Here is a 26,576-nt window from a genome sequence, read left to right as displayed (position 1 = left end):
GGCATCATGCTCTAGCCTGCGTCGTTATAGTGTCGGGCGGGGATTCGTCCACGATCGAATTCGCACAACGGAAAATTGCGTGGATCAGGAAGAACCGCAGCACGAGAAAATCCGGTTCAGGCGTGACGAGATCACCGACCTGGGGGCTTTCCCGTCCGCTTGCCGCGTGCCGCCGCTCGGCAAGGCACGGATCGGCCGCGGCTTTCGCATCCTTGCCCGGCTGTTTGCCGGCATTGGAGCCCTTGTGCTGCTGGCAGCGGCCGCCGTCTACGTCATCGGCGCCACCGGCATCGGCAACGAACGGCTGCGGTTGGAAGCCGAAACGGCGATCGAGAAACTGGCCGGTTTCGACGTCAAAGTCGCCGTCGGTCCTGCCAGCCTGACACTTGACGGATCGAGCTTCATTGCGCTGCAGGTCAAGGATGTCAGCGTCGAGACGGCGGACGGCAAGCCGATGGCCGATGCCGGGCGCGTCCGCTTCGGCATCCGGCTGATCCCGCTGCTTTCGGGCGAGGTTCGGCTGACCAGCGCCAGGATTTCCGACGCCCATATCGTCACCGCGGCAATGCCGTCGGGTGGTGACTGGACAGCGCGCCTGCGCAATCAAGACGGTCTCATCGATCCGGAAAAACTGGCCGCCGCCGTCTTCAGTGACGTCAATCGTGCACTCGATGCCGTGCGCGAGGATTCGATGCGCCGCATCGATCTCAAAAATGTCGCATTCGAGCTGCCCGAGGCCGGATCGGTCAAGCTGGTCATGATCGCCAACGCGACGGTGCTGCAGTCGGGCCCCGGCAGCGTGGAGTTCTCGTCCGAGGCGGATGTCGATGGCCGCGCGCTCACCGTCACGGCCACCGCCACCCGCGATACGAGCTCGATGCGCGTCACCGCCTTGAACGCCGCCATCGACATGGCGGACGTCGCGGAGACAACGCCGGCGGCCGGCGGGCGAACCGGCGCGATGGCTTTGAAGCTCACGGGATCCGAAGGCTCGGGCGAGACCGATTCGCGGCTGACGGGCTCGCTATCGCTAACCGGCTCGGTGCTCGACCTCGGCACACGCGGGCTGTTGCCGGCCGATGTCGATGTCGACGCCGCCCTTGTCTCCGGCTCCAACAAGATCGATGTCGGCAGGCTGGTTCTAAAGACCGGGCGCTCGGCGTTCAATTTCGCCGGCTCGATCGGGCCAAAGCCGTCGACCGGCGCGGCCGGCGAGGAGCCTTCCTATCGTTACGACCTGACCAGCGACGGCTCGACGCTGGCGCCTTCGGAATCGCCCGAGCCGGCGCTGAATTTCTTCGCCCGCATCGCCGGCGTCTATCAGATCAAGAGCCGCAAGCTTGTCGCCGACCAGATCGGCATCAGGTCGGGATCGGGGAGCGAAGTGCTGGGAACCGCTGCGGTTTCCTTCATCGACAACGGACCGCCGGGTATCTCGGTGTCGCTCAACGTCCACGACATGGCGGTCTCGCACGTCAAGCAATTGTGGCCCTGGTTCTCGGCCAAGAACGCGCGGCTGTGGGTGCTGCAGAACCTGTTTGGCGGCCGCGTCGTCGATGCCAGCCTGCAGTTCCAGGTCGTGCCGGGGCGTCTCGGCAACGGCGTGCCGCTTTCGGCCGACGAGGTGTTCGGCCGCTTCCAGGTCGAGGGCTCGCGTTTCGACACCGCCGGCCGCATCCCGCCGATACGCGATGCCGTCGGCGTCGTTTCCTTCCACGGCAACGATGTCGACGTCGCGCTGTCGTCGGGCAGCGTCTATATGCCGAGCGGCCGCACCGTGGCGGCAAGCAATGGCACACTGTCGGTAAAGGCGGCAAACCACCCGCCGGTGATCGGCGCGCTCGACATCGACGTCGCCGGCGAGGCGCCGGCCATCGCCGAACTTGCCTCCTACGAACCGATCAACGCCATGCGCCATGTCGGCATCTTGCCGGACGACCTGTCGGGCACGGTGACCGGCCACGTCAAGGCCGACATTCCGTTGCAATCCGGCGTCGACACGTCGAAGCTCGATTGGCTGGTATCGCTCGACTACAAGGACCTGTCGCTCGCCAAGCCGTTCGAAGGCCAGATAGTGACCGATGCTGACGGTTCGATCGAAGTCGGGCCTGACAAGGCGGTGATCTCTGCCAAGGCGCGGCTGAACGGCATTCCAGCCCAGCTCGATCTGGTCGAGCCGCTCAGGGATGGCGGCCCGCCGCGCAGCCGCAAGGTGGCGCTTGTGCTCGACGACAAGACGCGCGCCATCGCCATGCCTGGCCTGTCGCCGCTGATTTCCGGCACCATCAAGGTGGCAATCGACAAGAGCGGCGAAGGCGGCAGCCAGAACGTCGACGTTGACCTGACGAGCGCCAGGCTGGACATTCCCTGGGCAGGCTGGAGCAAGGGGCCGGGCATTCCCGCCAATGCCACTTTTACCATGAGCAAGTCCGGCGATACCACGACGCTGTCCGACTTCGACCTCGACGGAAAGAGCTTTTCGGTCGAAGGCGATGTCGTCCTGGTCAAGGGCGCGCTGTCTTCGGCCCGCTTCAGCAAAGTCGCCTTGAACCGGGGCGACGATGTCGCCGTGACGGTGAAGCGGTCGGGCAAGGGCTTCGCAGTCGATGTCAGCGGCAACGCGCTCGATGCCCGCTCGCTGATCAAGCAGTTCACCTCCGATGTCGATACCGCCACCAAAACCACCGGCACGGACGCGGTTTCGGTTAGCGCCGACGTCAATTCGCTAAGCGGGTTCCATGACGAGGTCCTGTCCAATTTGAAGCTCGACTACAGTGCCGCCGGCTCCAGGGTGAACAGGCTCAAGGTCAGCGCCGCGGCAAGTTCCGGCGCCGCCATCACCATCAGCAATACGGCAGGCAATGGTGCTCGCGCGCTCACCATGAAGTCGGCCGACGCAGGCGCCATATTGCGCTTCCTCAACATCTACGAGCATATGGAAGGCGGATCGATCACGCTGGCGCTCAGCGGCGCAGCCGACGGCCCGATGCGGGGACAGGTCGATTCGAGCAACTTCTTCATCGTCAATGAACCGAAGCTTGCGTCCATAGTATCGACTACGCCAGCCGGCGACAGCCGCAGCCTGAACGAAGCGGTCAAGGGCAAGATCGACACTTCGCGGGTAAAGTTCGAGCGCGGCTTTACCGAGATCGACAAGGGGTCGGGCTATTTGAAATTGGCGAATGGCGTGCTGCGCGGCCCGCGCATCGGCACCACCTTCCAAGGCACGCTCTACGACCAGAACAACAATATGGACATGACCGGAACCTTCATGCCGGCCTATGGCCTCAACCGCATCTTTGGCGAGTTGCCGCTGGTCGGCGCGCTGCTCGGCAATGGCCGCGACCGCGGGCTGATCGGCGTCACCTACCGGCTTAAGGGCAACGCCAACAAGCCGGTGCTGGACATCAACCCGCTATCGGTAATCGCGCCGGGCATTTTCCGGTCGATCTTCGAGTATCGCTGAGGATCCCAGAAGACGGCTCAGGCAGGCCGCACAAGCACGTGCTTTTTCTTGCCCACTGAAAGCTTTACGACCTGTTCCGGACTCAAATCCTGAGGCGTCACCATCCGCCGGTCGTCCGCCACCGGCTGGTCGTTGAGGCGCACGGCGCCACCCTGTATGTGACGCCTTGCCTCGCCGTTGGACCCGGCAAGGCCCCCGCTGACCAGCAGCGACAGGATGCCGATGCCGGCTTCCAGCGCGGCGCCGTCCACTTCCACGGTCGGCAGCGTTTCGGCTGTCACGCCTTCCTCGAAGGTCTTGCGCGCGGTCTCCTCGGCTTGTTGCGCCGCCTCGCGGCCGTGCACGATGGCCGTGGTTTCGGTGGCCAGCACCTTCTTGGCCTCGTTGATCTCCGAGCCGCCAAGGGCGGCCAACCGCGCGATCTCCGAAAGCGGCAGCCGGGTGAAGATCTTCAGGAAGCGCTCGACGTCGGCATCCTCGGTGTTGCGCCAGTATTGCCAGAAATCATAGGGCGAGAAGAGGTCGCCGTTCAGCCACACCGCGCCCTTGGCCGATTTGCCCATCTTGGCGCCCGACGATGTCGTCAGCAGCGGCGTGGTCAGCGCATAAAGCTGCGGCCTGCCCATGCGATGGCCGAGATCGACGCCGTTGATGATGTTGCCCCACTGGTCCGAACCGCCCATCTGCAGCCGGCAGTCGTGGCGGCGGCTGAGCTCGACGAAATCATAGCCTTGCAGGATCATGTAGTTGAATTCGAGGAAGGACAGCGACTGTTCGCGCTCGAGCCGCAGCCTGACGCTGTCGAAGGTCAGCATCCGGTTGACCGAAAAGTGGCGGCCGACATCGCGCAGGAACTCGACATAGTTGAGCTTCATCAGCCAGTCGGCATTGTTGACCATGATGGCGTCGTTGCCAGTGTCGCCGAAGCGCAGGATGCGGCCAAAAATTCGCTTGATGCCCTCGATGTTGGTGGCGATCGCCCCGGGCGTCAAAAGGCTGCGCTGGTCGTCACGGAAGGACGGGTCGCCGATCATCGAGGTGCCGCCGCCCATCAGTGCGATCGGCCGGTGGCCGGTCTCCTGCATCCAGTAGAGCATGGTCGCCGATATCAGATTGCCGATGTGCAGGCTGGTCGCCGTGGCGTCGTAGCCGACATAGGCGGTCACGGTTTCCTTCGCGAAAAGTTGATCCAGCCCGGTCTCATCCGAAATCTGGTGGATGAAGCCGCGCTCGCTCATGACGCGCAGGAAATCGGACTTGAAGGCGGGCATTGTTTCTTCCTGAAAGCGCCGGGTCCGAACGGCCCGGCATGGCCTGAACGCGGGCGTTTAGCATCCAAGCGCGTCAAGCAAAAGTGGTTTCCGATTTTGCGCCGGCATGGACAGCCTATTCTGCACTGCCGCGCATGCTTGCTTCATCCTGTCGGCTGGCGTAATGAGGCGCCGCGCCAACGGGTTCGATCCGCTGGAACGGCACCGCACGGCATCCACCGAATGCCATATCTTGTGACAGAGCCCGACGCGATATGCCGGACGCATTGATATCCATCGTCATTCCCTGCCGCAACGAGGCGGCGAACCTGCCGCTGCTGATCGACGAGATCGAGGCGGCGATGACCGGGCGCGACTTCGAAATCATCGTTGTCAATGACGGTTCGACTGACGACACCGCTTCGGTGCTTGCCGCTGAAGCCGCCAAACGTCCGTTTCCGCTTCGGCAGCTTCGGCACGAAAAATCCGCCGGCCAGTCGCTTTCGGTGCGCTCGGGCGCCTGGGCGGCGCGCGGCTCGATAATCGCCACCATCGACGGCGACGGCCAGAACGACCCGCAATATATCCCCGTGCTGGTCGATGCGCTGCGTCGGGCAGGGCCCGATTTCGGCGCCGCGCAGGGGCAGCGGTTGAAGCGCCGCGACAGCAAGATCAAGCAATTGGCATCGCGTTTCGCCAACTGGCTGCGCGGCGCGATCCTGCATGACGACACCCGCGACACCGGCTGCGGCCTGAAGGCGATCCACACCGATATCCTGCGCAAACTGCCCTTCTTCGACGGCACGCATCGTTTCGTTCCGGCCCTGGTCATCCAGGAAGGCTACCGCGTCGTCCATTGCGACGTCGTCGACCGCTCGCGCCGCCACGGCAAGTCGAATTACGGCATCTTCGATCGCGGCCTGCAGGGCGCGCTCGATCTCGCCGGCGTCTGGTGGCTTCGGCGCCGGCGCCGCAGAATGCCAAAGGTAGAGGAAATCACGCATGGCTAACGTGTTTCAGGAATTGGCGACCTGGCTGCACCAGGTTTTCGTCAAGCAGTTCGACGCCTGGGTTCTGCTCGGCTTCGTTGCCCAGTTCTTCTTCACCATGCGCTTCCTGGTGCAGTGGATCGCTTCGGAAAAGGCCAAGCGCAGCGTAGTGCCGATCGCTTTCTGGTTCTTCTCGCTGTTCGGCGGCGGGCTGCTGCTGGTCTATGCCATCCAGCGTGAGGATCCGGTGTTCATCGCCGGCCAGGCCATGGGCATGGTGATCTACGTCAGAAATTTATGGCTCATCGCCAATGAGCGCAAGGCGGCGATGACCAAGGTCGACTGAGCCACCAGTCCCGCCGAATTCAGTCTGTCCGGTGTCGAAATGAGCAGGAACTACATCTTTCTCTTCCTGTTCAGCCTGATGATGACGGCGTCGGGACTGGCCTCTATGCCGCCGCTCGACCGCGACGAGCCGCGCTTCGTCCAGGCGACCAAGCAGATGACGGAGACCGGCGACTATGTCGACATCCGCTTCCAGGACGCGTCGCGCTACCAGAAGCCGATCGGCATCTACTGGCTGCAATCGGCGGCGGTGACGCTGAGCGGCGAGGGGGCACAGGCGCCGATCTGGATCTACCGGCTGATCTCGGCGCTGGGCATCGCCATCGCCGTCGTCGCAATCGCCTGGACCGGGGCCAATCTGTTCGGCGCCAATGCCGGTCTTGCCGCCGGCCTGGTCATGGCGGCGATTTTCGCCACCGCCTTCGAGGGCCGCGACGCCAAGACCGACGCGATGCTGCTTGCCTGCTGCGTTCTGGCGCAAGGCGCGCTGGCGCAGATTTATCTGGCATCGCGCCGCGACGAGCCGGTCGCCGGCCATCTGCCGTGGATTTTCTGGGCGGCGCAGGGGGCGGCGATCCTCATCAAGGGGCCGATTGCACCGCTGCTGTCGGCGCTGACGGTGCTCACGCTGGTTGCCTTCGAGCGCGATTGGCGCTGGCTGGCAAAGCTGAAAGCGGCGCGAGGGCTGGCTCTGGTTCTGCTCATCGTGCTGCCCTGGCTCGCCCTTATCACCTGGAAGAGCAACGGCGCCTTCCTGCAGCAGGCCGTCGGCAAGGATATGCTCGGCAAGGTCGCGCAAGGCGAGGAGTCGCACGGCGTTCCGCCGGGCTTCTACGTGCTGACCTATTGCCTGTTCATGTGGCCGTTCGGCCTTGTGGCGCTCGGCGCCGGACTGCAGGCGCTCAACCGATTGCGCGACGATCCGCGCCTGCGTTTCTGCCTCGCCTGGTACATTCCGTTCTGGCTGGTCTTCGAATTGATCCCGACGAAACTGCCGCATTATGTGCTGCCGGCCTATCCCGGCATGGCCCTGCTCATCGGCTGGCTTTTGACGCTGACACCACAAGAGGCAAATGCGCCGCTCAGGCGCTGGCAGACATGGCTGTGGTGGGCGACCGCATTCGGCACCGTTCTGGTGACAGTCGGTCTCGCCGTGCTTTGCGTCGGTGCGCCGATCTATCTCATGAAGACATTTTTATGGTGGAGCGTTCCGGCCGCCGCGGCAGCATTGGGCGCCGTCTACCTCGCTGTTTCGCGCCAGAAGCTGGTGCCGCTGGTCCGCATCGGCGGGGCTGCGGTTTGCGCCGGTATAACCTACGCCTTGCTGTTCGGTGTCATCGTGCCGTCACTGAAACCGATTTGGATGAGCCGGGAAATCGAGGCTGCGGTTCGCGCCGATCGTCCCTGTGAGATGAGCGTGCTCGCCTCCGCGCAATATCACGAACCGAGCCTGGTATTTCTGGTGGGCACAAAGACGGTACTGACCGATGTCGACGGGGTTGCGCAACATCTGCTTGGCGATCCGGCCTGCGCGCTGGGCCTTGCGCCGGTCGGCGATCAAAAACGGCTGGATGACCTGCTGGCGGGGCAAGGCAAGAAGGCCAGCCGCGTCGCTGAAATCGACGGCATCAACTATTCGTCAGGTGATAAACTGTCGCTCGGCCTGTACCGTGTGGCGAACTGATACCTCTTCAATGATCGCGCCGAGCTCCGCATGTTGATGAAGTCGCCATCACCGGCGCGTGCCGCTATGCCTGCCATGCTCCGGCAGTCTGTCGATAATTTCCGCGATACTTTCGGGATTGTACGGCATCGCCTGGCGACGCGCCCGGCGCGCTACCCGAAAATCCTGTGGTCGGTCTGGGTGGTGGCCTGGCTTTTGCTGACGGTCGCGGTGTCGCTCCGTTTCGACCATCTTGCGGGCACCATGGCGAGGCAGTGGGCTTCAGGGTCGACCAATGTCTTTCGCATCGCCGCGTTTTTTACCTTCTTCGGCCTCGGCGGCTGGTATCTTGTCCCGTCGGTACTGGTGCTGATTGCGGCGAATCTGGCGGATTGGCGCAGCCTTTCCCGGCGCGCGCGGATGACCTTCTACAACTGGACCTGCTTTGCTTTCATGGTGCTGGGTTCGATCGCACTCTCGGCCATGGTCGTCAACGTGCTGAAATATGGCGTGGGCAGAGCCAGGCCGATGAATTTCGACAAGCTCGGCGATCTGTCGCTGCATCCTTTTTCCTTGGAGGCGCGCTTTGCCAGCTTCCCGTCCGGCCATGCCACGACCATGGGCGTCATTTTCGGCATTGCGCTGCTGTTGTTGCCCCAGCGCAGATGGGTGCTGCTGGCTGCAACCTTGTCGGTCGCATCGACCCGAATCTTTATCGGCGCGCACTATCCGAGCGACACTGTCGCCGGATTCGGCCTTGGCTGTGCTGTTGCCATCGTCTGCGCGATGGTGCTTGGCCGGCTGGGATGTATCTTCCGCTACACGGCGTCGGGGTTGCCGGTGGCAAAAACTACGTTCCGCCTATTCCGTCGGGCTCGCAAACCAAACCAAAACGATGCGCCGAGACAGACGAATTTCGGCATTGGAGCAGCGCCGGCAGGCAACTGAATTGCTGACGCCTTTGGAACCATCTAAGACCACCCCAGCTAGCTGTCGATGCCACCCCAGCTCCGCACCAGCCGAGCCATGTCGGGCGCGCCGGCGGCTTCCTTCTCCAGCCCTTCGGCGACACCGACGCGGTCGGCGACAGGCCGGTTCTGGCTGACTTTCCACTTGCCGCTGATTTCGGCGATCTCGATCTCAAGCCCGATGATGCCCTTGATCTGCGACTGGATGAAGGTCGGCGGCGCATCGGTCACCGCCCAGGGTGCCTCGCGGGCGCCTTCCTGCGACAGCGTCAGCTCGGTGATCTGCTGCGCGATCCAGGCGGAATCCTCGATCACTCTTACCGTTCCTTGCACCTGGACAATGGCGTAGTTCCAGGTCGGCACGACCTTCCCGGTCTCGCGCTTGGTCTCGTACCAGGACGGCGTCACATAGGCGTCGGCGCCCTGGAAGACGACCAGCACCGGCGATGTCGGATTGTCGGCCAGCTGACGCCATTGCGGGTTGGCCCTGGCCAGATGGGCGCGCAGCCGGCCATTCGGCCCAACCTCGGCATCAAGCAGGAAGGGAATGGCATTGGCGACCGGGCCATCGGCGCCGTTGGAGATCAGCAACCCCAGCGGATGCGTCCGGATCAGCCCGTGCAGGACGTCCGGCCGCGTTTCCTGGAAATGGGGAGGCTGGTACATGATCGGTCATGCCTTCTTGCGCTGCTGAACCGGCATTGTGCACCGTTCAGCCGAGCCGCGCCACATGTCAGGCTGGCTTCACCGTTTGGATCAGCCGAAATGGCATTTTCGCGCCCATGATGGGCACGACTGTGACGGCATCGGACCGGGAGTTTTTGTTTTGACGCAATTCCGGACGGAAAACCCGTTTACACTTTTCCTGGAATTGCTCTTAGCGCAGCCGCTTCGGCCGCGGATCGGACAATTCGCCGGCCAGCCGTCGGTCGAGATAGTCGGCGCATTCCTCGAGCAGCAGATCGGCGTCGTTGGCGAAGAAGTGGTTGGCGCCTGGCAAGGTCTTCTGCGTGATGGTGATGCCCTTTTGCGTGTGCAGCTTGTCGACCAGGCCCTGCACATCCTTGGGCGGCGCCACCTTGTCGGCATCGCCATGGATGATCAGACCCGATGACGGGCAGGGCGCCAGGAACGAGAAATCATAGGTGTTTGGCTGCGGCGCGATCGAGATGAAGCCCTCGATCTCGGGCCGGCGCATCAGAAGCTGCATGCCGATCCAGGAGCCGAAGGAATAACCGGCCACCCAGCAGCTCTTGGAATCCGGATGCAGCGACTGCACCCAGTCGAGCGCTGCGGCGGCATCCGACAATTCGCCGGTGCCGTGGTCGAATTCGCCCTGGCTGCGGCCGATGCCGCGGAAGTTGAAGCGAAGCGTGGTGAAATCGCGCTTCTGGAACATGTAGAAGAGGTCATAGACGATCTTGTTGTTCATCGTGCCGCCGAATTGCGGGTGCGGATGCAACACGATGGCAATCGGCGCGCTCTTTTCCTTGGAAGGCTGGTAGCGGCCCTCCAGGCGGCCGGCCGGACCGGTGAAAATGACCTCAGGCATGAACTACTCCAAATGGCATACGAATGCGCGGCGCCCGGAACAACTCTTACTCCAGCCCCAGCCCTTCCGGGCCTTGACGCAGGGCAAGCGTCTTCTTAGAAGCTAGTTTAGAATTGTTCAAAACTGGATAGCCAGCCGTGACGGCCCGGCCATCCTCGCCGCAAGCCGCGTAAATAGGACGTCTTGCCTTGCAATTTCAAGGAAATAACGCGCTATCCTTGCGGAAAGGGTCTTGACGGGATCGATTGGGTGAAAATGGCCGCAGCACGCGCCTATCTCGACTACAATGCCAGCGCGCCGCTCATTACCGAGGCGCGCGAGGCGATGATTGCCGCGCTCGATCTCGTCGCCAATCCGTCGTCGGTGCATGCCGAGGGGCGCGCGGCGCGGCGCCTGATCGACACTGCCCGGCGCGATGTGGCAGCACTTGTCGGCGCCAAGGCCGAGCATGTCGTCTTCACCTCGGGCGCGACGGAAGCCGCATCGACGCTGCTGACGCCGGATTGGCAGATGGGCCGTGGCACGGTGCGCATGAGCCGGCTCTATGTGTGCGAGGCCGACCACCCTTGCCTGTTGAACGGCGGCCGCTTCCCGGCAACACAGGTTTCGCGGATCGGCGTCGACGCCGATGGCATTGCCGACCTCGCTCAGCTGACAGCCGCTCTGGCCGCGCATGACAAGGCCGAAGGCCTGCCGTTGGTCGCGATCCATGCCGCCAACAACGAGACCGGCGTCATCCAGCCGATCGAGGCAATCGCTGCAATCGTCAAGGCGGCGGGCGGCATTCTGGTGGTCGACGCGGTGCAGGCTGCGGGCCGTGGTCCCATCGATATGTCGGCGGCTTACGCCGACTATTTGATTCTGTCTTCGCACAAGATCGGCGGCCCCAAGGGTGTCGGCGCCGTCGTTGCGGCAGCCGATCTGATGATGCCGAAGCCGCTGATCAATGGCGGCGGCCAGGAAAAGGGCCATCGCGGCGGCACCGAAAACCTGGCGGCCATCGCCGGCTTTGGCGCCGCGGCGCGGCAGGCTTTGGCTGGACTGAACCATGTCGATACGCTCGCGCACCGGCGCGGCGAGGTCGAAACCATCATCAAAACACTGGTGCCGGACGCAGAAATCTTCGGAACCGGCGCGCCAAGGCTTGCCAATACGACATTCTTCGCTATTCCCGGCATCAAGGCCGAGACGGCGCAGATCGCTTTCGATCTGGCTGGCGTTGCGCTGTCGGCGGGATCGGCCTGTTCGTCGGGCAAGGTCGGGCCGAGCCATGTGTTGAAAGCCATGGGTTACGGCGACAGCCTGGGCGCTTTGCGCGTGTCCATCGGCCACGCAACGAGTGCCGGGGATATCGAACTGTTCCGTGCTGCGCTGGCCGGTATTGCCCAGCGCCGGGCGGGCAGGGAACAAGCCGCCTGAGGCGGCGACAAAGAATTCAGGCCTCGCGGCCTGGTAGAGCCGTGCGTTTGCAAGTGGCCGGGTGAATTCCCGGCCGAGACGCACTATATGAAACTTACGCCGCCTTCGGCGCCTCATGGGCAGCCCTCGGCGATGCCATAGTTTGAAAACTGTCGGGCCTTGACCCCGGCGTGGATGGAGAACGCTTATGCCTGCTGTGCAGGACACGATCGATCGGGTCCGAAAGATCGACGTCGACCAGTACAAATACGGATTCCAGACAGAGATCGCGATGGACAAGGCCCCCAAGGGCCTGAGCGAAGACATTATTCGCTTCATCTCGGCCAAGAAGGATGAACCGTCCTGGATGCTGGAATGGCGTCTGGAAGCCTATCGGCGCTGGCTGACGCTGGAAGAGCCGACCTGGGCGCGCGTCCATTATCCGAAGATCGATTTTCAGGACCTCTATTACTACGCGGCGCCCAAGAGCACGCCCGGCCCGACCTCGCTGAGCGACGTCGATCCCGAGCTGTTGAAGGTCTACGAGAAGCTCGGCATTCCGCTGCGGGAACAAGAAATCCTCGCCGGCGTGCAGAAAACCGACGTCTCCGATCTCGAGGAGCCCAGCGACAACGTCTACAAATCGGGCCGTGTCGCCGTCGACGCGGTGTTTGATTCCGTTTCCGTCGTCACCACCTTCAAGAAGGAACTGGCGCAGGCCGGCGTCATCTTCTGCTCGATCTCGGAAGCCATCCGCGAGCATCCGGAGCTGGTGCAGAAATATCTCGGCTCGGTCGTGCCGACATCCGACAATTTCTACGCCACGCTGAATTCGGCTGTCTTCACCGACGGCTCGTTCGTCTTCGTGCCCAAGGGCGTGCGCTGCCCGATGGAGCTGTCGACCTATTTCCGCATGAACGAGAAGAACACCGGCCAGTTCGAGCGCACGCTGATCATCGCCGAGGAGGGGGCTTACGTCTCCTATCTCGAAGGCTGCACGGCGCCGCAGCGCGACGAGAACCAGCTGCATGCCGCCGTCGTCGAACTGGTGGCGCTCGACGATGCCGAGATCAAATATTCGACGGTGCAGAACTGGTACCCCGGCGATGCCGAGGGCAAGGGCGGCATCTACAATTTCGTCACCAAGCGCGGCGACTGCCGCGGCCACCGTTCGAAGATCTCGTGGACGCAGGTCGAGACCGGTTCGGCGATCACCTGGAAATATCCCAGCTGCATCCTGCGCGGCGACGATTCCTCCGGCGAGTTCTATTCGATCGCTGTGTCGAACGGCTACCAGCAGGTCGATAGCGGCACCAAGATGATCCATCTCGGCAAGAACACGTCGAGCCGCATCATCTCCAAGGGCATTGCCGCCGGCTTCTCGCAGAACACCTATCGCGGCCAGGTCTCGGCGCACCGCAAGGCGACCAACGCCCGCAACTTCACCAATTGCGATAGTCTCCTGATCGGCGACCAGTGCGGCGCGCACACCGTGCCCTACATGGAAGCCAAGAACTCGACGGCGCAGTTCGAGCATGAGGCGACGACGTCAAAGATTTCCGAGGACCAGAAGTTCTACGTCATGCAGCGCGGCATCCCGGAAGAGGAGGCGATCGCGCTGATCGTCAACGGCTTCGTCAAGGATGTCATCCAGCAGCTGCCGATGGAGTTCGCGGTCGAAGCGCAGAAGCTTATCGGCATCAGCCTCGAGGGCTCGGTCGGCTGACCGGACAATATATCCAGGAAAGAAAAAATGCTTGAGATCAAGAACCTGCATGCCCGCATCGTCGATGACGGCACCGAGATCATCCGCGGCCTGAACCTGACGGTGAAAAACGGCGAGGTCGCTGCCATCATGGGTCCGAACGGCTCGGGCAAATCGACGCTGTCCTACATCCTCGCCGGCCGTGAGGACTATGAGGTCACCGAAGGCGACATCCTCTATAACGGCCAGTCGATCCTCGAAATGGATCCGGCCGAGCGCGCCACCGCGGGCATCTTCCTCGCCTTCCAGTATCCGATGGAGATACCTGGCGTCGCGACCATGGAATTCCTGAAAGTGGCGATGAACGAGCAGCGCAAGGCGCGCGGCGAGGAGCCGCTGAAGATCCCGGAATTTTTGAAGCGGGTGAAAGAGGCGGCAGCCTCGCTCTCGATGGAGATGGCGATGCTCAAGCGGCCGCTCAATGTCGGCTTTTCCGGCGGCGAGAAGAAGCGGGCCGAGATCCTGCAGATGAAGCTGCTGGAGCCAAAGCTCTGCGTGCTCGACGAGACCGATTCCGGCCTCGACATCGATGCGCTGAAGATCGTCTCGGACGGCGTCAACGCGCTGCGTTCGGCCGACCGTGCCATCATCGTCATCACCCACTACCAGCGCCTGCTCGAGCACATCGTGCCCGATAGCGTGCACGTCCTATACAAGGGCCAGGTGATCAAGTCCGGCGACAAGTCGCTGGCGCTCGATCTCGAAGCCAATGGCTATGCCGGCGTGATCGGCGAAGCCGCGTGAGACGCCAGAAGGCCATTTTATGCTGAAAGGCGGGGCAAAACTGATGAATATGCATACACAACCCCAGCGCACGCAGGCCGAAACGGCGCTGATCGACGCCTTTGGCGAGCGTCTGTCGTTGCTGCCGGGTGACGGCGCGGTGATGCTGAAGCGCGACGACGCCATTGAGGCAATCAAGCACGGGCTGCCGACGCGGCGCATCGAATCCTGGCATTACACTGACCTGCGCCGGCTGTTGACCGCGGTGCCGGCATTCGATCCGACGGCCGCCGCCAAAACGCTAACGCCCATCGTCGAAGGTTCCGCCGTGCTGGCGGTTCTGAACGGCGTCTCGAGTGCGAAATTCCCCGCGATCGAGGGCGTGACGATCCAGCGCCTGTCGGAAAAGCTGACCGACGGCTCGATTGCACCCGGCCTCGAGCCCTATGGCAGCGATGACGCCATCGGCGCGCTGAACACTGCTTTCGTCGCCGACGGCTATTTCGTCGACATCGCCGATGGCGCAGCACTGGAAAAGCCGATCGAATTGCAGAACCTGCAAGCCGGCGGACAGACCCATGTGCGCTTTCCCGTGCGTGTCGGCGCCGGCGCCAAGGCTGCGATCGTCGAGCGTCAGGCGGGCGAGGGCGCGGCTCTGGCCAGCTCCGTCAGCCAGCTGGTGTTGGGCGAGGGCGCCGAGGTGACCTGGCTGATCATCCAGGAACAGCCGGAAACGGCCACCCATCTGGCGCAGTTCAAGGCGCATCTCGGCAAGAATTCGAAGCTGACGCTGTTCTTCATGAATGCCGGCGGCAAGCTTGTGCGCCAGGAGATCGTGGTGAAGACCACGGGCGAAGGCGCCGATTTCAAATTGCGCGGCATCAACCTTCTGGCCGGCGACACCCACACCGACGTGACCATGGTGCTCGACCATGCCGTGCCGCATACGACATCGACGGAAGTGATCCGCAATGTGGTGACCGGCAAGGCGCGCGGCGTCTTCCAGGGCCGCATCAACGTCCACCAATACGCGCAGAAGACCAACGCCAAGATGGCCTGCAACACGCTGCTTTTGTCGGATGATGGCGAGTTCTCGACCAAGCCGGAGCTGGAAATCTTCGCCGACGACGTCATCTGCGGCCACGGCGCGACCGTTACCGAGATCGACCACAACCATCTGTTCTACCTGATGGCGCGCGGCATCGACGAGAAGAGCGCCCGTGGCCTGCTGGTCAAGGCGTTCGTCGCCGAAGTGATCGAGGAACTGGACGACGAAACCATCGTCGAGGCCCTGGAAACAAGGCTGGACGACTGGTTTGTGGCGCACGGGTAAGCGCCTCTTTCCCTTCTCCCCTTGTGGGGTCCGAAGGACGGGCGAGGCAAGTGACTCGCCCCGGGCGATGGCCGAGCGAAGCTCGGTCGGATGAGGGGTGCGTGACGAAGCGAGGCGGTGCCTCAAGAGAGCTTGTAATGGACCAGAAGATCGAAACCACCCCATACGACGTCGAGGCGATCCGCCGCGACTTCCCGATCCTGTCGCGCGAAGTCTACGGCAAACCGCTGGTCTATCTCGACAATGGCGCCTCGGCGCAGAAGCCGCAGGTGGTGCTGGATACGATCCAGCACGCCTATTCCCAGGAATACGCCAACGTCCATCGCGGCCTGCATTTCCTGTCCAATGCCGCAACCGACGCCTATGAGAAGGCGCGCGAGGCGGTGCGTCGCTTCCTCAACGCGCCAAGCACCGACAACATCGTCTTCACCTCGAACACGACAGCCGCCATCAACACCGTCGCTTACGGCTATGGCATGCCCAATATCGGCGCGGGCGACGAGATCGTGCTGTCGATCATGGAGCACCACTCCAACATCGTGCCGTGGCATTTCATCCGGGAACGGCAGGGCGCCAAGCTGGTCTGGGTGCCGGTCGACGATCTCGGCATCTTCCACATCGAGGAATTCGAAAAGCGCCTGACCGACAAGACCAAGCTCGTCGCCATCACGCATATGTCGAACGCGCTGGGCACGGTAACGCCGATCAAGGAAATCGTGCGCATCGCGCATTCGCGTGGAATTCCCGTACTTGTCGACGGCAGCCAGAGCGCCGTGCACATGCCGATCGACGTGCAGGACCTCGACTGCGATTTCTTCGTCTTCACCGGCCACAAGGTTTACGGGCCGTCCGGCATCGGCGTGCTTTACGGCAAGAAGGATATTCTCTCGGCCATGCGCCCCTTCATGGGCGGAGGCGAAATGATCGAGGAGGTGACTGAAGACATCGTCACCTACAACGAGCCGCCGCACCGCTTCGAGGCCGGCACGCCGCCGATCGTGCAGGCGATCGGGCTCGGTGCAGCATTGGAATATATGGAAAAGGTTGGCCGCGAGCGCATTGCCGCGCATGAGGCCGATCTCAAGACCTATGCGCATGAACGGCTGCGCGCCATCAACTCGCTGCGCATCTTCGGCGACGCGCCGGACAAGGGCGCCATCATTTCCTTCGAATTGCAGGGCATTCATGCCCATGACGTGTCGATGGTGATAGACAGGCAAGGTGTTGCCGTCCGCGCGGGCACCCATTGCGCCCAGCCGCTGTTGAAACGCTTTGGCGTAACCTCCACATGCAGGGCATCGTTCGGCATGTATAATACCAGGGCCGAAGTCGACGCTTTGGCCGATGCGCTGGAAAAAGCGCGCAAGTTCTTCGGGTGACAGGTTCTTTGGATGACGACCATGGATGATGCGAGCCACACCACCGCGCCGGAAGCGGCCGTCAATCCGCTGGTTTCCGCCTCGGCCATTCCCGCCGACGAGCTGGCGCGGCTGACCGACGACATCGTCTCGGCGCTGAAGACGGTCTATGACCCGGAAATACCGGCCGACATCTATGAGCTCGGCCTCATCTACAAGATCGACATCGAGGACAACCGCGCGGTCAAGATCGACATGACGCTGACCGCGCCCGGCTGTCCGGTGGCCGGCGAAATGCCCGGCTGGGTGGAAAACGCCGTCGGCGCCGTCGAAGGCGTCTCCGGCGTCGAGGTCAACATGACCTTCGACCCGCCCTGGTCGCCCGACCGCATGTCGGAAGAGGCGCAGGTGGCGGTGGGCTGGTACTAGGTTGACTGAGGTTGGTGCACTTGCACCAGTGGTAAAACTTCACCATTTTAGGTGAGGAATCATTCGGCAGGCCTTGAACCTGCATGGAATGGAAGAGGAAAAAGAATGGGACGCTTCGCCGTCATCACGATGACCGAAAAGGCCGCCGACCGGGTGCGCGAGATCGTCGCCACGCGCGACAATGCGCATGGCATTCGCCTCGGCATCAAGAAGGGCGGCTGCGCCGGCATGGAATACACGGTCGACCTGGTGACCGAGCCCAATACCAAGGACGACCATATCGAACGCGACGGCGCGCATGTCTATGTCGCGCCCGAGGCTGCCCTTTTCCTGTTCGGCACCGAGATGGATTTCGAGCAGACCACGCTGCGCACCGGCTTCACCTTCCACAACCCGAACCAGAGTTCGGCCTGCGGCTGCGGCGAATCCGTCGAACTGAAGCCCGCCGACCTGAAGGCGCTGGCTGAGGCGCGCGCTTCGGCCTGATCTTCCTTCTCCCCGTTCACGGGGAGGTGAGGAATGGTCCGCGCAGCGGGCGAAAAGCCAATTGCTTGGCTTTTCGAATGACGAACGGCCCGAAGGGCCGGATGAGGGGCAGCGCTGACCATCGGAAGTCGCGCTCCGCGCCTCCCTGCTTACTTCACCCACATCTTCGTCCGCTTGTGCCAGTCGGCGATCGATTCCTCGGGATAGACGTCGAAGACCTTGTCCTTTTTGCCGATCACCGGCTCGACCCAGCTCGCCTTGTATTTCAACATCAGATGCACCTTCTCCGGCGGTTTCGGCAACTCGCTGTCGATTGCCGAGGCGAAGGGGTGGACCAGGTCCGGCCATGTCGGATCGTAGAGCCAGAGCGCCGAACCGCACTTCTTGCAGAAATTGCGCTCGCCCGTCGAAATCTCGCACTTTGGATGCTCGTCGTCCGCGATCTCGGCCTGGTAGACGCCGAGATTGCGCTTGCCCTTGATTTTCAGCGTCTTGTAATCGGCGCCGAGATTGATGGCGAAGCCGCCGCCGCCCTGCTGCTTGCGGCAGATCGAGCAGTAGCACAGCATGAACGGCACCGGCGTGTTGCTCTCCACCTCGAAATGGACGGCATCGCAGCGGCAGGATCCCTTGAGCAGCAGCGGCATGACAGAACTCCGACGGATGGCTCTCAACTTGCCAGCATGGTTTTTGGTTGCAGCCATGGCAAGCCCGGTGACATGATTGCGGCATGGACAATGAACGCATCGAAGAACTGTTCGAAGGCCTCGGCCCGGTCAGTATCCGAAAACTGTTCGGCGGCAAGGGTATCTATTTCGACGGCGTCATCGTCGCCATCGTGCTGCGCGGCGAATTGCTGCTCAAGGCTGACGAGCAAAGCGCGCCCGACTTCGAAGCAGCCGGCTGCAAGCAATGGACCTATACCGGCACCCGCCACGGCAAGCTGGTCGCGATGCCGTACTGGAGCATTCCCGACGACGCGTTTGATGATCCTGACGAGATGAGGGTGTGGGCGCGCCGGGCGTATGAGGCGGGACGAAGGGCGGGGAAGTGAACCGGGACCGCCGCGTTTCTTCCCACCCCCCTCTGTCCTGCCGGACATCTCCCCCGCAAGGGGGAGATCAGTTGTCACATTGGCCTTCGCCAATCACCAACGTTGAAAATGGGAGCCTGCGGCTAAGCTGTTAATCTCCCTCCTTGCGGGGGAGATGGCCGGCAGGCCAGAGGGGGGTGCTGTCCCGCCGACGTAGGCGATCCTACAGCGCCGTCGCAATCCTCGCCGCCAACCGCGCATTGTTCTCGACCAGCGCGATGTTGGTCTTCAAGCTCCGGCCGCCGGTCAGTTCGAGGATTTTGCCCAACAGGAACGGCGTCACCGCCTTTCCGGTCACATTCTGCACTTCCGCCGCCTTCTGCGCGGCCTCGATATAGCCGGCCATCTCGTCGGCCGGGATTTCATCGTCCTGCGGCACCGGGTTGGCGATCAGCATGCCGCCGACCAGGCCAAGTGCCGCCCTGGTCTTGTAGAAATGCGCGATCTCTTCCGGTCTGTGCAGGGTCAGCGGCGCGCGGAACGGCGAATGCCGCGACCAGAAGGCCGGCATCGTCTCGCAGCCATGGCCAATCACCGGCACGCCGCGCGTCTCCAGCACTTCCAGCGTCTTTTCGATGTCGAGGATCGCCTTGGCGCCGGCCGAGACGACGATGACCGGCGTGCGCGCCAACTCGTCGAGATCGGCCGAGATGTCGAAGCTCTTTTCCGCGCCCTTGTGGACGCCGCCAATGCCGCCGGTGGCGAACACCTTTATCCCGACCATGTCAGCGGCGATCATGGTGGCGGCGACCGTGGTGCCGCCGGTGCGGCCTTGCGCCACCGCAAAGCCGAGGTCGGCGCGCGACAGCTTCATGGCATCGCCGGTCATGGCCAGCGACTCGCGCTCGCCGTCGGACAGTCCGATCTTGATGCGGCCGGCGACCACGGCGATCGTCGCCGGCACCGCGCCATTGTCCAGGATGATCTTTTCGACATTGGCGGCCATGGCGCCATTGTCGGGGTAAGGCATGCCATGGGTGATGATGGTGCTTTCCAGCGCCACGACGGGGCGGCCAGCGGCGAGCGCCTCGGCCACGGGCGCGTGGAGGTCGATGAAGGGGCGGGCGCTTTGCGGTGTCATGATGGTCTCCGATCCGGAGATCCGCGCGTCCGCTTGGACGTCGCGCTCCGGCAATGGCAATTGGCCGCCCTCATGCCATTTCCTGCGCGTCGGGCACAAGAGCCAGTGCCTCAGTGAAGGTCGCAATCGTGAAGGCCGGAACCGCGTCGGCGCTTTCAATGGCCAGCGTGGCGGCGGCAACGCCCTCGCGCAATGCCTGGCGCAGGGGCAGGCCGCGCAGCAGGGCAGCGATGGTGGCGCCGGCCAGCGCGTCGCCGGCGCCGGTGACGTCGGCGACTTTTCTCGGCGCCGGCGGCAGGATAGAGAAGGCGCCGGCTTCGTCGAATCCCAGCACCGGGCCGTCGCCCGCCGTCACCACGCCACTGGTGAGGCCGCTGCAGCGCAGTCCGTCGACGGTCTCGCGCTCGGTGGCATTGGCATCGACGCCGGCCAGCACCATGGCCTCGCGCCGGTTCATGAAGACCTGCGCGAGTTCCTTCAGCACCGGTATCAGCCGCACCACCTTGGCCGGCGAAATGGCAATGGCGAACACCGGCTTGCCGGCGGCGAGCCCCACCAGCCGCTCCAGCGCCGTTGATGGCAGATTGGCGTCGCAGAGCACCGCATCGGCCTCGGCGACCACCTCGCGCACCTTGGAGCGGCGGATCTGCTTGGGGAACGCCAAATCGTAGAGCGCCATATCGGCAAAGCCGGTGATCAGCTCGCCGTCGCGATCGATCAGCGCCGTGTAGCTCGGCGTCGTGCGGTCGAGGAAAACCGCCGACAGGTCGGCAATGCCGGAGTCGGCGATGGCGCGCGCAACCGTCTCGGCCGAGGCATCGCCGCCGCGCACCGACAAAAGCGAGGCCGAGACGCCGCGCCGCACCAGGCTGCGCAGCGCGTTGAATACGCCGCCGCCGACATCCTCGCGCATCGTGCCGGGGTTGGACGCCGCGGGCACGTACGTACCCGACACCTGGCCGCGGCGATCGATATGGGCGCCGCCCACCGCCAGTATCTTTGCTGATTTCACCATGCCGGCGATATGACCTTTGTTATTCGAGCCGCACAAGCGCTAGGCTGTGCGACCGAGCTTCGCAGGCGAGCCGGCGATTCGGCCGATCGAAACAGCCGGAGCATCTGGCCCAATGCGGAACGCGTCCGAAAACCAAACCACGAGACAAAAAAAGAACAAATCCGGATAATGATTGTTTTTCAGTTATTTGATCCCTCTTGCCAAACGAGAACAAAAGTAGTACAAAATGGGCAGGGATTACGGATTGTCCGGCCTTCATTGACGACCAAGGGGTGATGTATCATGGCTCAGAATTCTTTGCGGCTTGTAGAGGACAAAGCGGTGGACAAATCAAAGGCTCTGGACGCGGCGCTGTCGCAAATCGAGCGCGCCTTCGGCAAGGGCTCGATCATGCGGCTTGGCGCCAATGAGCAGGTCGTCGAGATCGAAACCGTGCCGACCGGATCGCTGGGCCTCGACATCGCGCTTGGCGTCGGCGGCCTGCCGCGCGGCCGCATTGTCGAGATCTACGGGCCGGAAAGCTCGGGCAAGACGACGCTGGCGCTGCATACGGTGGCGGAAGCCCAGAAGAAAGGCGGCATCTGCGCCTTTGTCGATGCCGAGCATGCGCTCGACCCGGTCTATGCCCGCAAGCTCGGCGTCGACCTCGAAAACCTGCTGATCTCGCAGCCCGACACCGGCGAGCAGGCACTTGAAATCTGCGACACGCTGGTGCGTTCCGGCGCCATCGATGTGCTGGTCGTCGATTCGGTGGCGGCACTGACGCCGCGCGCTGAAATCGAGGGCGAGATGGGCGATTCGCTGCCCGGTCTCCAGGCTCGTCTGATGAGCCAGGCGCTGCGCAAGCTGACCGCCTCGATCTCGCGCTCCAACACCATGGTCATCTTCATCAACCAGATCCGCATGAAGATCGGCGTCATGTTCGGTTCGCCGGAAACCACGACCGGCGGCAACGCGCTGAAATTCTACGCTTCGGTGCGCCTCGACATCCGCCGCATCGGCTCGGTCAAGGACCGCGACGAGGTCGTCGGCAACCAGACCCGCGTCAAGGTGGTCAAGAACAAGCTGGCGCCGCCCTTCAAGGTGGTCGAGTTCGACATCATGTATGGCGAGGGCGTCTCCAAGACCGGCGAACTGGTCGATCTCGGCGTCAAGGCCGGCGTGGTCGAGAAGTCCGGCGCCTGGTTCTCCTACAATTCGCAGCGTCTCGGCCAAGGTCGCGAAAACGCCAAACTGTTCCTGCGCGACAATCCCGACACGGCGCGTGAGATCGAACTTGCGCTGCGGCAGAATGCCGGGCTGATCGCCGAGAAATTTCTTGAAAATGGCGGCCCCGAGCGCGGCGAAAGCGACGACGGCTTCGAGGAAGAATCCGGCGCCATGTAGGGCACGGCCAGAGTTCGGCCATAAAAATCGAGTCTATTATCCGATGCTTAAGTAACCGAGTTCTTTAGTATTGCGTTTCAAACCGCCGGCCTTCGCGCCGGCGGTTTTCGTTTTTGGGCAGCGTGAAGCCGGCTTGGCAGTTGCCGGGATGGCCCAATTCCGTGTTTCTGGACAGGGTGGGGCGTGCCCGCTAAAAGGCCAAGTCAATCTTCTAAAAAGCAGAGACCAGTGTCCGCCGGCCGTGCCGGCGGTTTTCGCGAAAAGGCAGCAGTCATGAGTGGCGTGAACGAGATCCGGTCGACATTCCTCGACTATTTCCGCAAGGAGGGCCACGAGGTCGTGGCCTCGAGCCCGCTGGTGCCGCGCAACGACCCGACGCTGATGTTCACCAATGCCGGCATGGTGCAGTTCAAGAACGTCTTCACCGGCCTGGAGAAGCGGTCCTATTCGCGCGCCACCACCGCGCAGAAAAGCGTGCGCGCCGGCGGCAAGCACAACGACCTCGACAATGTCGGCTACACCGCGCGCCATCTGACCTTCTTCGAAATGCTCGGCAATTTCTCCTTCGGCGACTATTTCAAGGAGCGCGCCATCGAACTGGCCTGGAACCTGATCACCAAGGAGTTCGGGCTGAACAAGGACAAGCTGCTGGTCACCGTCTATCACACCGATGACGAGGCGGCCGGCTTCTGGAAGAAGATCGCCGGTTTCTCCGATGACCGCATCATCCGCATCCCGACCTCCGACAATTTCTGGGCTATGGGCGACACCGGACCGTGCGGGCCGTGCTCGGAAATCTTCATCGACCGTGGCGAGCACATCTGGGGCGGCCCTCCCGGCAGCCCGGAGGAGGACGGCGACCGCTTCCTTGAATTCTGGAACCTGGTGTTCATGCAATATGAGCAGGTCACCAAGGATGAGCGCATCGACCTGCCGCGGCCGTCGATCGACACCGGCATGGGCCTGGAGCGCATGGCCTCCATCCTGCAAGGGGTGGAGAGCGTCTTCGAGACCGACCTGTTCCGTCATCTGATCGATGCGGCCTCGTCAGCGCTCGGGCAGGGCCCGGACAAGGAGACGGTCGCCTCCTTCCGCGTCATTGCCGATCATCTGCGCTCGTCCTCCTTCCTGGTTGCCGACGGCGTGCTGCCGTCGAACGAAGGCCGCGGCTATGTGCTGCGCCGCATCATGCGCCGCGCCATGCGCCATGCGCAGTTGCTCGGCGCCAAGGAGCCGTTGATGTGGAAGCTGGTGCCGGCGCTAGTGCGTGAGATGGGCCAGGCCTATCCCGAACTGCTGCGCGGCGAACAGCTGATTACCGAGACGCTGAAGCTCGAGGAGACACGCTTCCGCAAGACGCTGGTGCGCGGCCTCGGCCTGCTCTCGGAGGCGACGGATACGCTGCACGCCGGCGATATGCTGGATGGCGAGACGGCGTTCAAGCTCTATGACACGTACGGCTTCCCGCTCGATCTGACGCAGGACGCACTGCGCCAGCGCAACATCTCGGTCGACCTTGCCGGCTTCACCCATGCGATGGAGCAGCAGAAGGCCGAAGCGCGCAAGCATTGGGCTGGCTCCGGCGACGCGGCCACCGAGACCATCTGGTTTTCTGTACGCGAGAAGGCCGGCGCCACCGAATTCCTCGGCTACGAGACCGAACAGGCGGAAGGCCTCATCCAGGCCCTGGTCAAGGACGGCAAGACAGTCGATAGCGCCGGCAAGGGCGACGCGGTGGCGGTGGTCGTCAACCAGACGCCGTTCTATGGCGAGTCGGGCGGCCAGATGGGCGACACCGGCATCATCTCCGGCGAAGGTTTCTCGATCGAGGTTTCCGACACGCAGAAAAAGGCCGACGGCCTGTTCGTGCATCTGGGCAAGGTGACGAACGGCACGGTCAAGCCAGGTGCAGCCGTCGAGCTGAAGGTTGACCATGCGCGCCGCACCCGGCTGCGTGCCAACCATTCGGCAACGCATCTGATCCATGAGGCGCTGCGCGAGGTGCTGGGCACCCATGTCGCGCAGAAAGGTTCGCTGGTCGCGCCCGAGCGCCTGCGCTTCGACATCTCGCACAACAAGCCGATCTCGGCCGAAGATCTCGAAGAGGTCGAGCGCATGGCCAACGAAATCGTCGTCCAGAACAGCCCGGTGACGACGCGCCTGATGTCGGTCGATGACGCCATTGCCGAGGGCGCCATGGCGCTGTTCGGCGAGAAATATGGTGACGAGGTGCGTGTCGTTTCGATGGGCACCGGCGTGCATGGCGCCAAGGCCAACCGGCCCTATTCGGTCGAGCTCTGCGGTGGCACCCATGTCCGGGCGACCGGCGATATTGGTCTGGTCCGTGTCGTCTCCGACAGCGCGGTCGCCGCCGGCGTGCGCCGCATCGAGGCGCTGACCGGCGAAGCCGCACGAAAATATCTCGACGAGCAGGACAGGCGCCTGAAGGCGACGGCGGCTGTGCTGAAGATTTCGCCGGCCGACGTGCCGGCGCGTGTCGAGGCGCTGCTCGAGGAACGCAAGAAGCTCGAGAAGGAACTGAGCGAAGCCCGCAAGAAACTCGCGCTGGGCGGTGGTGCCGCGGCCGATGCTCCGGCCACCACCGAAACCGTCGCCGGTATCGGCTTCCTCGGCAAAGCGGTTTCCGGCGTGTCGCCGAAGGATTTGAAGCCGCTGGCCGATGCCGGCAAGACTTCGCTCGGCTCAGGCGTCGTCGTCTTCGTCGGTGCGGGCGAAGACAACAAGGCAAGCGTCGTGGTCGCAGTGACGGACGATCTCGTCGGCCGCTTCAGCGCTGTCGATCTTGTGCGCGTTGCCTCGGCCGCATTGGGCGGGCAGGGCGGTGGCGGACGGCCCGACATGGCGCAAGCCGGCGGCCCGGACGCCTCGAAGGCCAATGATGCGATCGCCGCGGTGAGGGCGGCGCTGGAGGCAGCCTGAAAGCCACCCTATGTCGTATCTGGTTTGTGTGCGGCTTTCCGGCCTTCGCCGCCGTGCTTGCCATTCTGTGGCTGATAGTGGCAAGCCGGCAATCAGCTCTTAGACGGTCCGTCTAGCTAGTTCTTTTCGCCGCCTTCAGGGCGCGCGTCATTCTGCTGGAATCGCCCCAGGTGGACAGCCAGATCAGCACGTCCGTGGCGATCGAAATCAGCGACCGTAAAAAGTTCAGCGCCGGGCCGGGCGATTTCAGCTGCTCTTCGGCGTGATGGAGATGGGCGAGCTCTTCCTCGCGGATCGCCAGGATGATGCCGTGCAAGTCGTGGTCGCGATTGGCGAGGAAAAACAGCTGATCGTCCAGATGGCGATGCACCGCCGCTTCAACCGCCGCCGTGCAGGCCCAGATGCCTTGCGGACCGAGCAGGGCGGTGACAAAACCCAGCACCCAGCCACCCCAGCTCCAGAACTGCATCACCCGGCACGGTCGCGACCGCCGCGCCGGCATGGCGGCGCGGAACGCAGCGCAATGCGTGCGCTCGTGCCCAAGCATCTCCGACAAGGATGGCACGCAATCCGGCCATAAGCGCCTGGCGACAAGAATCTGCGCCGAATAGATCCTGATCGCACCGAACTCACCGGCGTGGTTGACCCTGACAATTCTGGCGACGGTGAGCGCGTCCTGGCGAGATGGGTCAGCCATGGCCCGAACCCATATCAGCCCGCCGCCAGGCTCGGACGTTTTGCGATGCCCTCCCACCAGGCCTGGATGTCGGCGAACGCCGCAAGCAGCTTTTGCCCGTCGGCGACCTTGACGAAATAGGCGATGATGGATGCCGCATGCAGGTCGGCCAGCGTCAGCTGGTCCCCGAGCAGCCACGGCCCGGGAGGGTTGAGTGCGGTGAGCACCCGCAGCACCGTTTCCGCCTGGCGCAGCCCGTTAGCGACCAGTGCCTCGTCTGGCGCTTCCTTCTCAAGCCGCTCGACGGCGACGTCCCAGACCATCGATCTGTAGGCATAGGCGTCGAGCATGCCGATGATCTGGTTCATCGTTGCGCGGGTGCGGGCGTCTTTTGGCTGCAGTGCCGGGCCGTCGAACGCCTCGTCGACATAGCGGGCGATTGCGCTGGTTTCGAACAGGCGAAACCCGCCGTGCTCGAAGGCCGGAATGCGGCCGAAAGGGTGATGCTCGAAGTACCAGGCGGGAGTGCCCTCGGCGGCAAAGACATCGACCGGCACAAGGTCGTAGTCGATGCCTTTTTCCGCCAGCACGAGGCGGACCATGCGCACATAGACGCTGTAGTCCGCCCCGTAGACGACCGGCTTGGCCATGGCTGCCGGC

Annotated in this window: 23 protein-coding genes; 15 read left to right on the top strand and 8 right to left on the bottom strand. The window is 63.2% G+C overall.

What is annotated here, in order from left to right; translation table 11 throughout:
* The first annotated feature begins 79 nt into the window (after window positions 1-79).
* Window positions 80-3,466 (top strand): hypothetical protein, encoded by a 3,387-nt coding sequence (locus NKI06_RS02280; RefSeq protein ID WP_352983796.1) that lies wholly within the window; start codon window positions 80-82, stop codon window positions 3,464-3,466.
* Between the two features lie 17 nt (window positions 3,467-3,483).
* On the opposite strand, the gene tyrS is transcribed toward NKI06_RS02280, so the two are convergent.
* On the bottom strand, window positions 3,484-4,737 hold the full coding sequence (tyrS, locus tag NKI06_RS02275) for a tyrosine--tRNA ligase (RefSeq protein ID WP_352983793.1): 1,254 nt from the start codon (window positions 4,735-4,737) through the stop codon (window positions 3,484-3,486).
* A gap of 254 nt (window positions 4,738-4,991) precedes the next feature.
* Between tyrS and NKI06_RS02270 the strand changes: the two genes are divergently transcribed.
* From NKI06_RS02270 to NKI06_RS02255, 4 genes are all read left to right on the top strand, one after another.
* Complete coding sequence (locus NKI06_RS02270; protein WP_023690217.1) at window positions 4,992-5,726, top strand: glycosyltransferase family 2 protein; 735 nt, start codon at window positions 4,992-4,994, stop codon at window positions 5,724-5,726.
* Window positions 5,719-6,051, top strand: a complete 333-nt coding sequence (locus NKI06_RS02265) for a lipid-A-disaccharide synthase N-terminal domain-containing protein (protein ID WP_023669132.1) — start codon at window positions 5,719-5,721, stop codon at window positions 6,049-6,051. The genes NKI06_RS02270 and NKI06_RS02265 overlap by 8 nt, the downstream gene beginning before the upstream one ends.
* Before the next feature lie 39 nt (window positions 6,052-6,090).
* Complete coding sequence (locus tag NKI06_RS02260) at window positions 6,091-7,734, top strand: ArnT family glycosyltransferase (protein WP_352983791.1); 1,644 nt, start codon at window positions 6,091-6,093, stop codon at window positions 7,732-7,734.
* 66 nt (window positions 7,735-7,800) lie between these two features.
* Window positions 7,801-8,661, top strand: coding sequence for a phosphatase PAP2 family protein (locus NKI06_RS02255; protein ID WP_352983788.1), 861 nt, complete (start codon window positions 7,801-7,803; stop codon window positions 8,659-8,661).
* A 38-nt stretch (window positions 8,662-8,699) separates the two neighbouring features.
* Here NKI06_RS02255 and NKI06_RS02250 read toward each other — a convergent pair whose 3' ends face one another.
* Together NKI06_RS02250 and NKI06_RS02245 are read right to left on the bottom strand one after the other, a co-directional pair.
* Window positions 8,700-9,347: an FMN-binding negative transcriptional regulator gene (locus NKI06_RS02250; RefSeq protein WP_352983785.1), complete on the bottom strand. Its 648-nt coding sequence runs from the start codon at window positions 9,345-9,347 to the stop codon at window positions 8,700-8,702.
* Window positions 9,348-9,558: 211 nt separating this feature from the next.
* The gene (locus NKI06_RS02245) at window positions 9,559-10,233 is read right to left on the bottom strand and encodes an alpha/beta hydrolase (protein WP_023669128.1); all 675 of its coding nucleotides are present in this window, start codon (window positions 10,231-10,233) and stop codon (window positions 9,559-9,561) included.
* Between the two features lie 255 nt (window positions 10,234-10,488).
* On the opposite strand from NKI06_RS02245, the gene NKI06_RS02240 reads away from it, so the two are divergent.
* From NKI06_RS02240 to sufA, 7 genes are all read left to right on the top strand, one after another.
* On the top strand, window positions 10,489-11,652 hold the full coding sequence (locus tag NKI06_RS02240; protein WP_352624546.1) for a cysteine desulfurase family protein: 1,164 nt from the start codon (window positions 10,489-10,491) through the stop codon (window positions 11,650-11,652).
* Between the two features lie 187 nt (window positions 11,653-11,839).
* Complete coding sequence (gene sufB, locus NKI06_RS02235) at window positions 11,840-13,357, top strand: Fe-S cluster assembly protein SufB (RefSeq protein ID WP_023706434.1); 1,518 nt, start codon at window positions 11,840-11,842, stop codon at window positions 13,355-13,357.
* Window positions 13,358-13,384: 27 nt separating this feature from the next.
* A complete protein-coding gene (gene sufC, locus NKI06_RS02230; RefSeq protein ID WP_023711504.1) occupies window positions 13,385-14,140 on the top strand; it encodes a Fe-S cluster assembly ATPase SufC in 756 nt (251 codons plus the stop codon).
* Between the two features lie 43 nt (window positions 14,141-14,183).
* Window positions 14,184-15,452, top strand: coding sequence for a Fe-S cluster assembly protein SufD (sufD, locus tag NKI06_RS02225; protein ID WP_023700862.1), 1,269 nt, complete (start codon window positions 14,184-14,186; stop codon window positions 15,450-15,452).
* Window positions 15,453-15,589: 137 nt separating this feature from the next.
* Window positions 15,590-16,831 (top strand): cysteine desulfurase, encoded by a 1,242-nt coding sequence (locus NKI06_RS02220; RefSeq protein WP_352983780.1) that lies wholly within the window; start codon window positions 15,590-15,592, stop codon window positions 16,829-16,831.
* A gap of 21 nt (window positions 16,832-16,852) precedes the next feature.
* On the top strand, window positions 16,853-17,239 hold the full coding sequence (locus tag NKI06_RS02215) for an SUF system Fe-S cluster assembly protein (protein ID WP_023669122.1): 387 nt from the start codon (window positions 16,853-16,855) through the stop codon (window positions 17,237-17,239).
* A 105-nt stretch (window positions 17,240-17,344) separates the two neighbouring features.
* Complete coding sequence (sufA, locus tag NKI06_RS02210) at window positions 17,345-17,725, top strand: Fe-S cluster assembly scaffold SufA (RefSeq protein WP_013532156.1); 381 nt, start codon at window positions 17,345-17,347, stop codon at window positions 17,723-17,725.
* Window positions 17,726-17,874: 149 nt separating this feature from the next.
* Here the strand turns inward: sufA and NKI06_RS02205 are convergent, their stop codons facing one another.
* Window positions 17,875-18,372 (bottom strand): GFA family protein, encoded by a 498-nt coding sequence (locus tag NKI06_RS02205; RefSeq protein ID WP_023697559.1) that lies wholly within the window; start codon window positions 18,370-18,372, stop codon window positions 17,875-17,877.
* An 83-nt stretch (window positions 18,373-18,455) separates the two neighbouring features.
* On the opposite strand from NKI06_RS02205, the gene NKI06_RS02200 reads away from it, so the two are divergent.
* Entirely contained in the window at window positions 18,456-18,779 is a 324-nt protein-coding gene (locus NKI06_RS02200) for a TfoX/Sxy family protein (RefSeq protein WP_023669120.1), read from the top strand.
* A 202-nt stretch (window positions 18,780-18,981) separates the two neighbouring features.
* Here NKI06_RS02200 and NKI06_RS02195 read toward each other — a convergent pair whose 3' ends face one another.
* On the bottom strand, window positions 18,982-19,899 hold the full coding sequence (locus NKI06_RS02195) for a pseudouridine-5'-phosphate glycosidase (RefSeq protein WP_023748562.1): 918 nt from the start codon (window positions 19,897-19,899) through the stop codon (window positions 18,982-18,984).
* A gap of 70 nt (window positions 19,900-19,969) precedes the next feature.
* On the bottom strand, window positions 19,970-20,914 hold the full coding sequence (locus NKI06_RS02190) for a carbohydrate kinase family protein (RefSeq protein WP_023709317.1): 945 nt from the start codon (window positions 20,912-20,914) through the stop codon (window positions 19,970-19,972).
* A gap of 282 nt (window positions 20,915-21,196) precedes the next feature.
* Between NKI06_RS02190 and recA the strand changes: the two genes are divergently transcribed.
* Window positions 21,197-22,300: a recombinase RecA gene (gene recA, locus NKI06_RS02185; RefSeq protein WP_023669117.1), complete on the top strand. Its 1,104-nt coding sequence runs from the start codon at window positions 21,197-21,199 to the stop codon at window positions 22,298-22,300.
* A gap of 273 nt (window positions 22,301-22,573) precedes the next feature.
* Window positions 22,574-25,240: an alanine--tRNA ligase gene (gene alaS / locus NKI06_RS02180; RefSeq protein ID WP_286442831.1), complete on the top strand. Its 2,667-nt coding sequence runs from the start codon at window positions 22,574-22,576 to the stop codon at window positions 25,238-25,240.
* A 112-nt stretch (window positions 25,241-25,352) separates the two neighbouring features.
* Here alaS and NKI06_RS02175 read toward each other — a convergent pair whose 3' ends face one another.
* Window positions 25,353-25,937 (bottom strand): demethoxyubiquinone hydroxylase family protein, encoded by a 585-nt coding sequence (locus tag NKI06_RS02175; RefSeq protein ID WP_023743145.1) that lies wholly within the window; start codon window positions 25,935-25,937, stop codon window positions 25,353-25,355.
* Window positions 25,938-25,951: 14 nt separating this feature from the next.
* Window positions 25,952-26,566: a glutathione S-transferase family protein gene (locus NKI06_RS02170; RefSeq protein ID WP_023743144.1), complete on the bottom strand. Its 615-nt coding sequence runs from the start codon at window positions 26,564-26,566 to the stop codon at window positions 25,952-25,954.
* Between the last annotated feature and the right edge of the window lie 10 nt (window positions 26,567-26,576).

It is taken from the genome of Mesorhizobium sp. M0772, from assembly GCF_040320135.1.
GTDB lineage: Bacteria > Pseudomonadota > Alphaproteobacteria > Rhizobiales > Rhizobiaceae > Mesorhizobium.
Note: the sequence above shows the minus strand (reverse complement) of the source record. Positions and strands in the feature narration are given on the sequence as shown.

Bases quoted from the DNA above. Each gene is read 5' to 3' on its own strand.
- tyrS (WP_352983793.1), bottom strand. From the start codon at position 4,737: ATGCCCGCCTTCAAGTCCGATTTCCTGCGCGTCATGAGCGAGCGCGGC.
- NKI06_RS02270 (WP_023690217.1), top strand. From the start codon at position 4,992: ATGCCGGACGCATTGATATCCATCGTCATTCCCTGCCGCAACGAGGCG.
- NKI06_RS02265 (WP_023669132.1), top strand. From the start codon at position 5,719: ATGGCTAACGTGTTTCAGGAATTGGCGACCTGGCTGCACCAGGTTTTC.
- NKI06_RS02260 (WP_352983791.1), top strand. From the start codon at position 6,091: ATGAGCAGGAACTACATCTTTCTCTTCCTGTTCAGCCTGATGATGACG.
- NKI06_RS02255 (WP_352983788.1), top strand. From the start codon at position 7,801: ATGCCTGCCATGCTCCGGCAGTCTGTCGATAATTTCCGCGATACTTTC.
- NKI06_RS02250 (WP_352983785.1), bottom strand. From the start codon at position 9,347: ATGTACCAGCCTCCCCATTTCCAGGAAACGCGGCCGGACGTCCTGCAC.
- NKI06_RS02245 (WP_023669128.1), bottom strand. From the start codon at position 10,233: ATGCCTGAGGTCATTTTCACCGGTCCGGCCGGCCGCCTGGAGGGCCGC.
- NKI06_RS02240 (WP_352624546.1), top strand. From the start codon at position 10,489: ATGGCCGCAGCACGCGCCTATCTCGACTACAATGCCAGCGCGCCGCTC.
- sufB (WP_023706434.1), top strand. From the start codon at position 11,840: ATGCCTGCTGTGCAGGACACGATCGATCGGGTCCGAAAGATCGACGTC.
- sufC (WP_023711504.1), top strand. From the start codon at position 13,385: ATGCTTGAGATCAAGAACCTGCATGCCCGCATCGTCGATGACGGCACC.
- sufD (WP_023700862.1), top strand. From the start codon at position 14,184: ATGAATATGCATACACAACCCCAGCGCACGCAGGCCGAAACGGCGCTG.
- NKI06_RS02220 (WP_352983780.1), top strand. From the start codon at position 15,590: ATGGACCAGAAGATCGAAACCACCCCATACGACGTCGAGGCGATCCGC.
- NKI06_RS02215 (WP_023669122.1), top strand. From the start codon at position 16,853: ATGGATGATGCGAGCCACACCACCGCGCCGGAAGCGGCCGTCAATCCG.
- sufA (WP_013532156.1), top strand. From the start codon at position 17,345: ATGGGACGCTTCGCCGTCATCACGATGACCGAAAAGGCCGCCGACCGG.
- NKI06_RS02205 (WP_023697559.1), bottom strand. From the start codon at position 18,372: ATGCCGCTGCTGCTCAAGGGATCCTGCCGCTGCGATGCCGTCCATTTC.
- NKI06_RS02200 (WP_023669120.1), top strand. From the start codon at position 18,456: ATGGACAATGAACGCATCGAAGAACTGTTCGAAGGCCTCGGCCCGGTC.
- NKI06_RS02195 (WP_023748562.1), bottom strand. From the start codon at position 19,899: ATGACACCGCAAAGCGCCCGCCCCTTCATCGACCTCCACGCGCCCGTG.
- NKI06_RS02190 (WP_023709317.1), bottom strand. From the start codon at position 20,914: ATGGTGAAATCAGCAAAGATACTGGCGGTGGGCGGCGCCCATATCGAT.
- recA (WP_023669117.1), top strand. From the start codon at position 21,197: ATGGCTCAGAATTCTTTGCGGCTTGTAGAGGACAAAGCGGTGGACAAA.
- alaS (WP_286442831.1), top strand. From the start codon at position 22,574: ATGAGTGGCGTGAACGAGATCCGGTCGACATTCCTCGACTATTTCCGC.
- NKI06_RS02175 (WP_023743145.1), bottom strand. From the start codon at position 25,937: ATGGCTGACCCATCTCGCCAGGACGCGCTCACCGTCGCCAGAATTGTC.
- NKI06_RS02170 (WP_023743144.1), bottom strand. From the start codon at position 26,566: ATGGCCAAGCCGGTCGTCTACGGGGCGGACTACAGCGTCTATGTGCGC.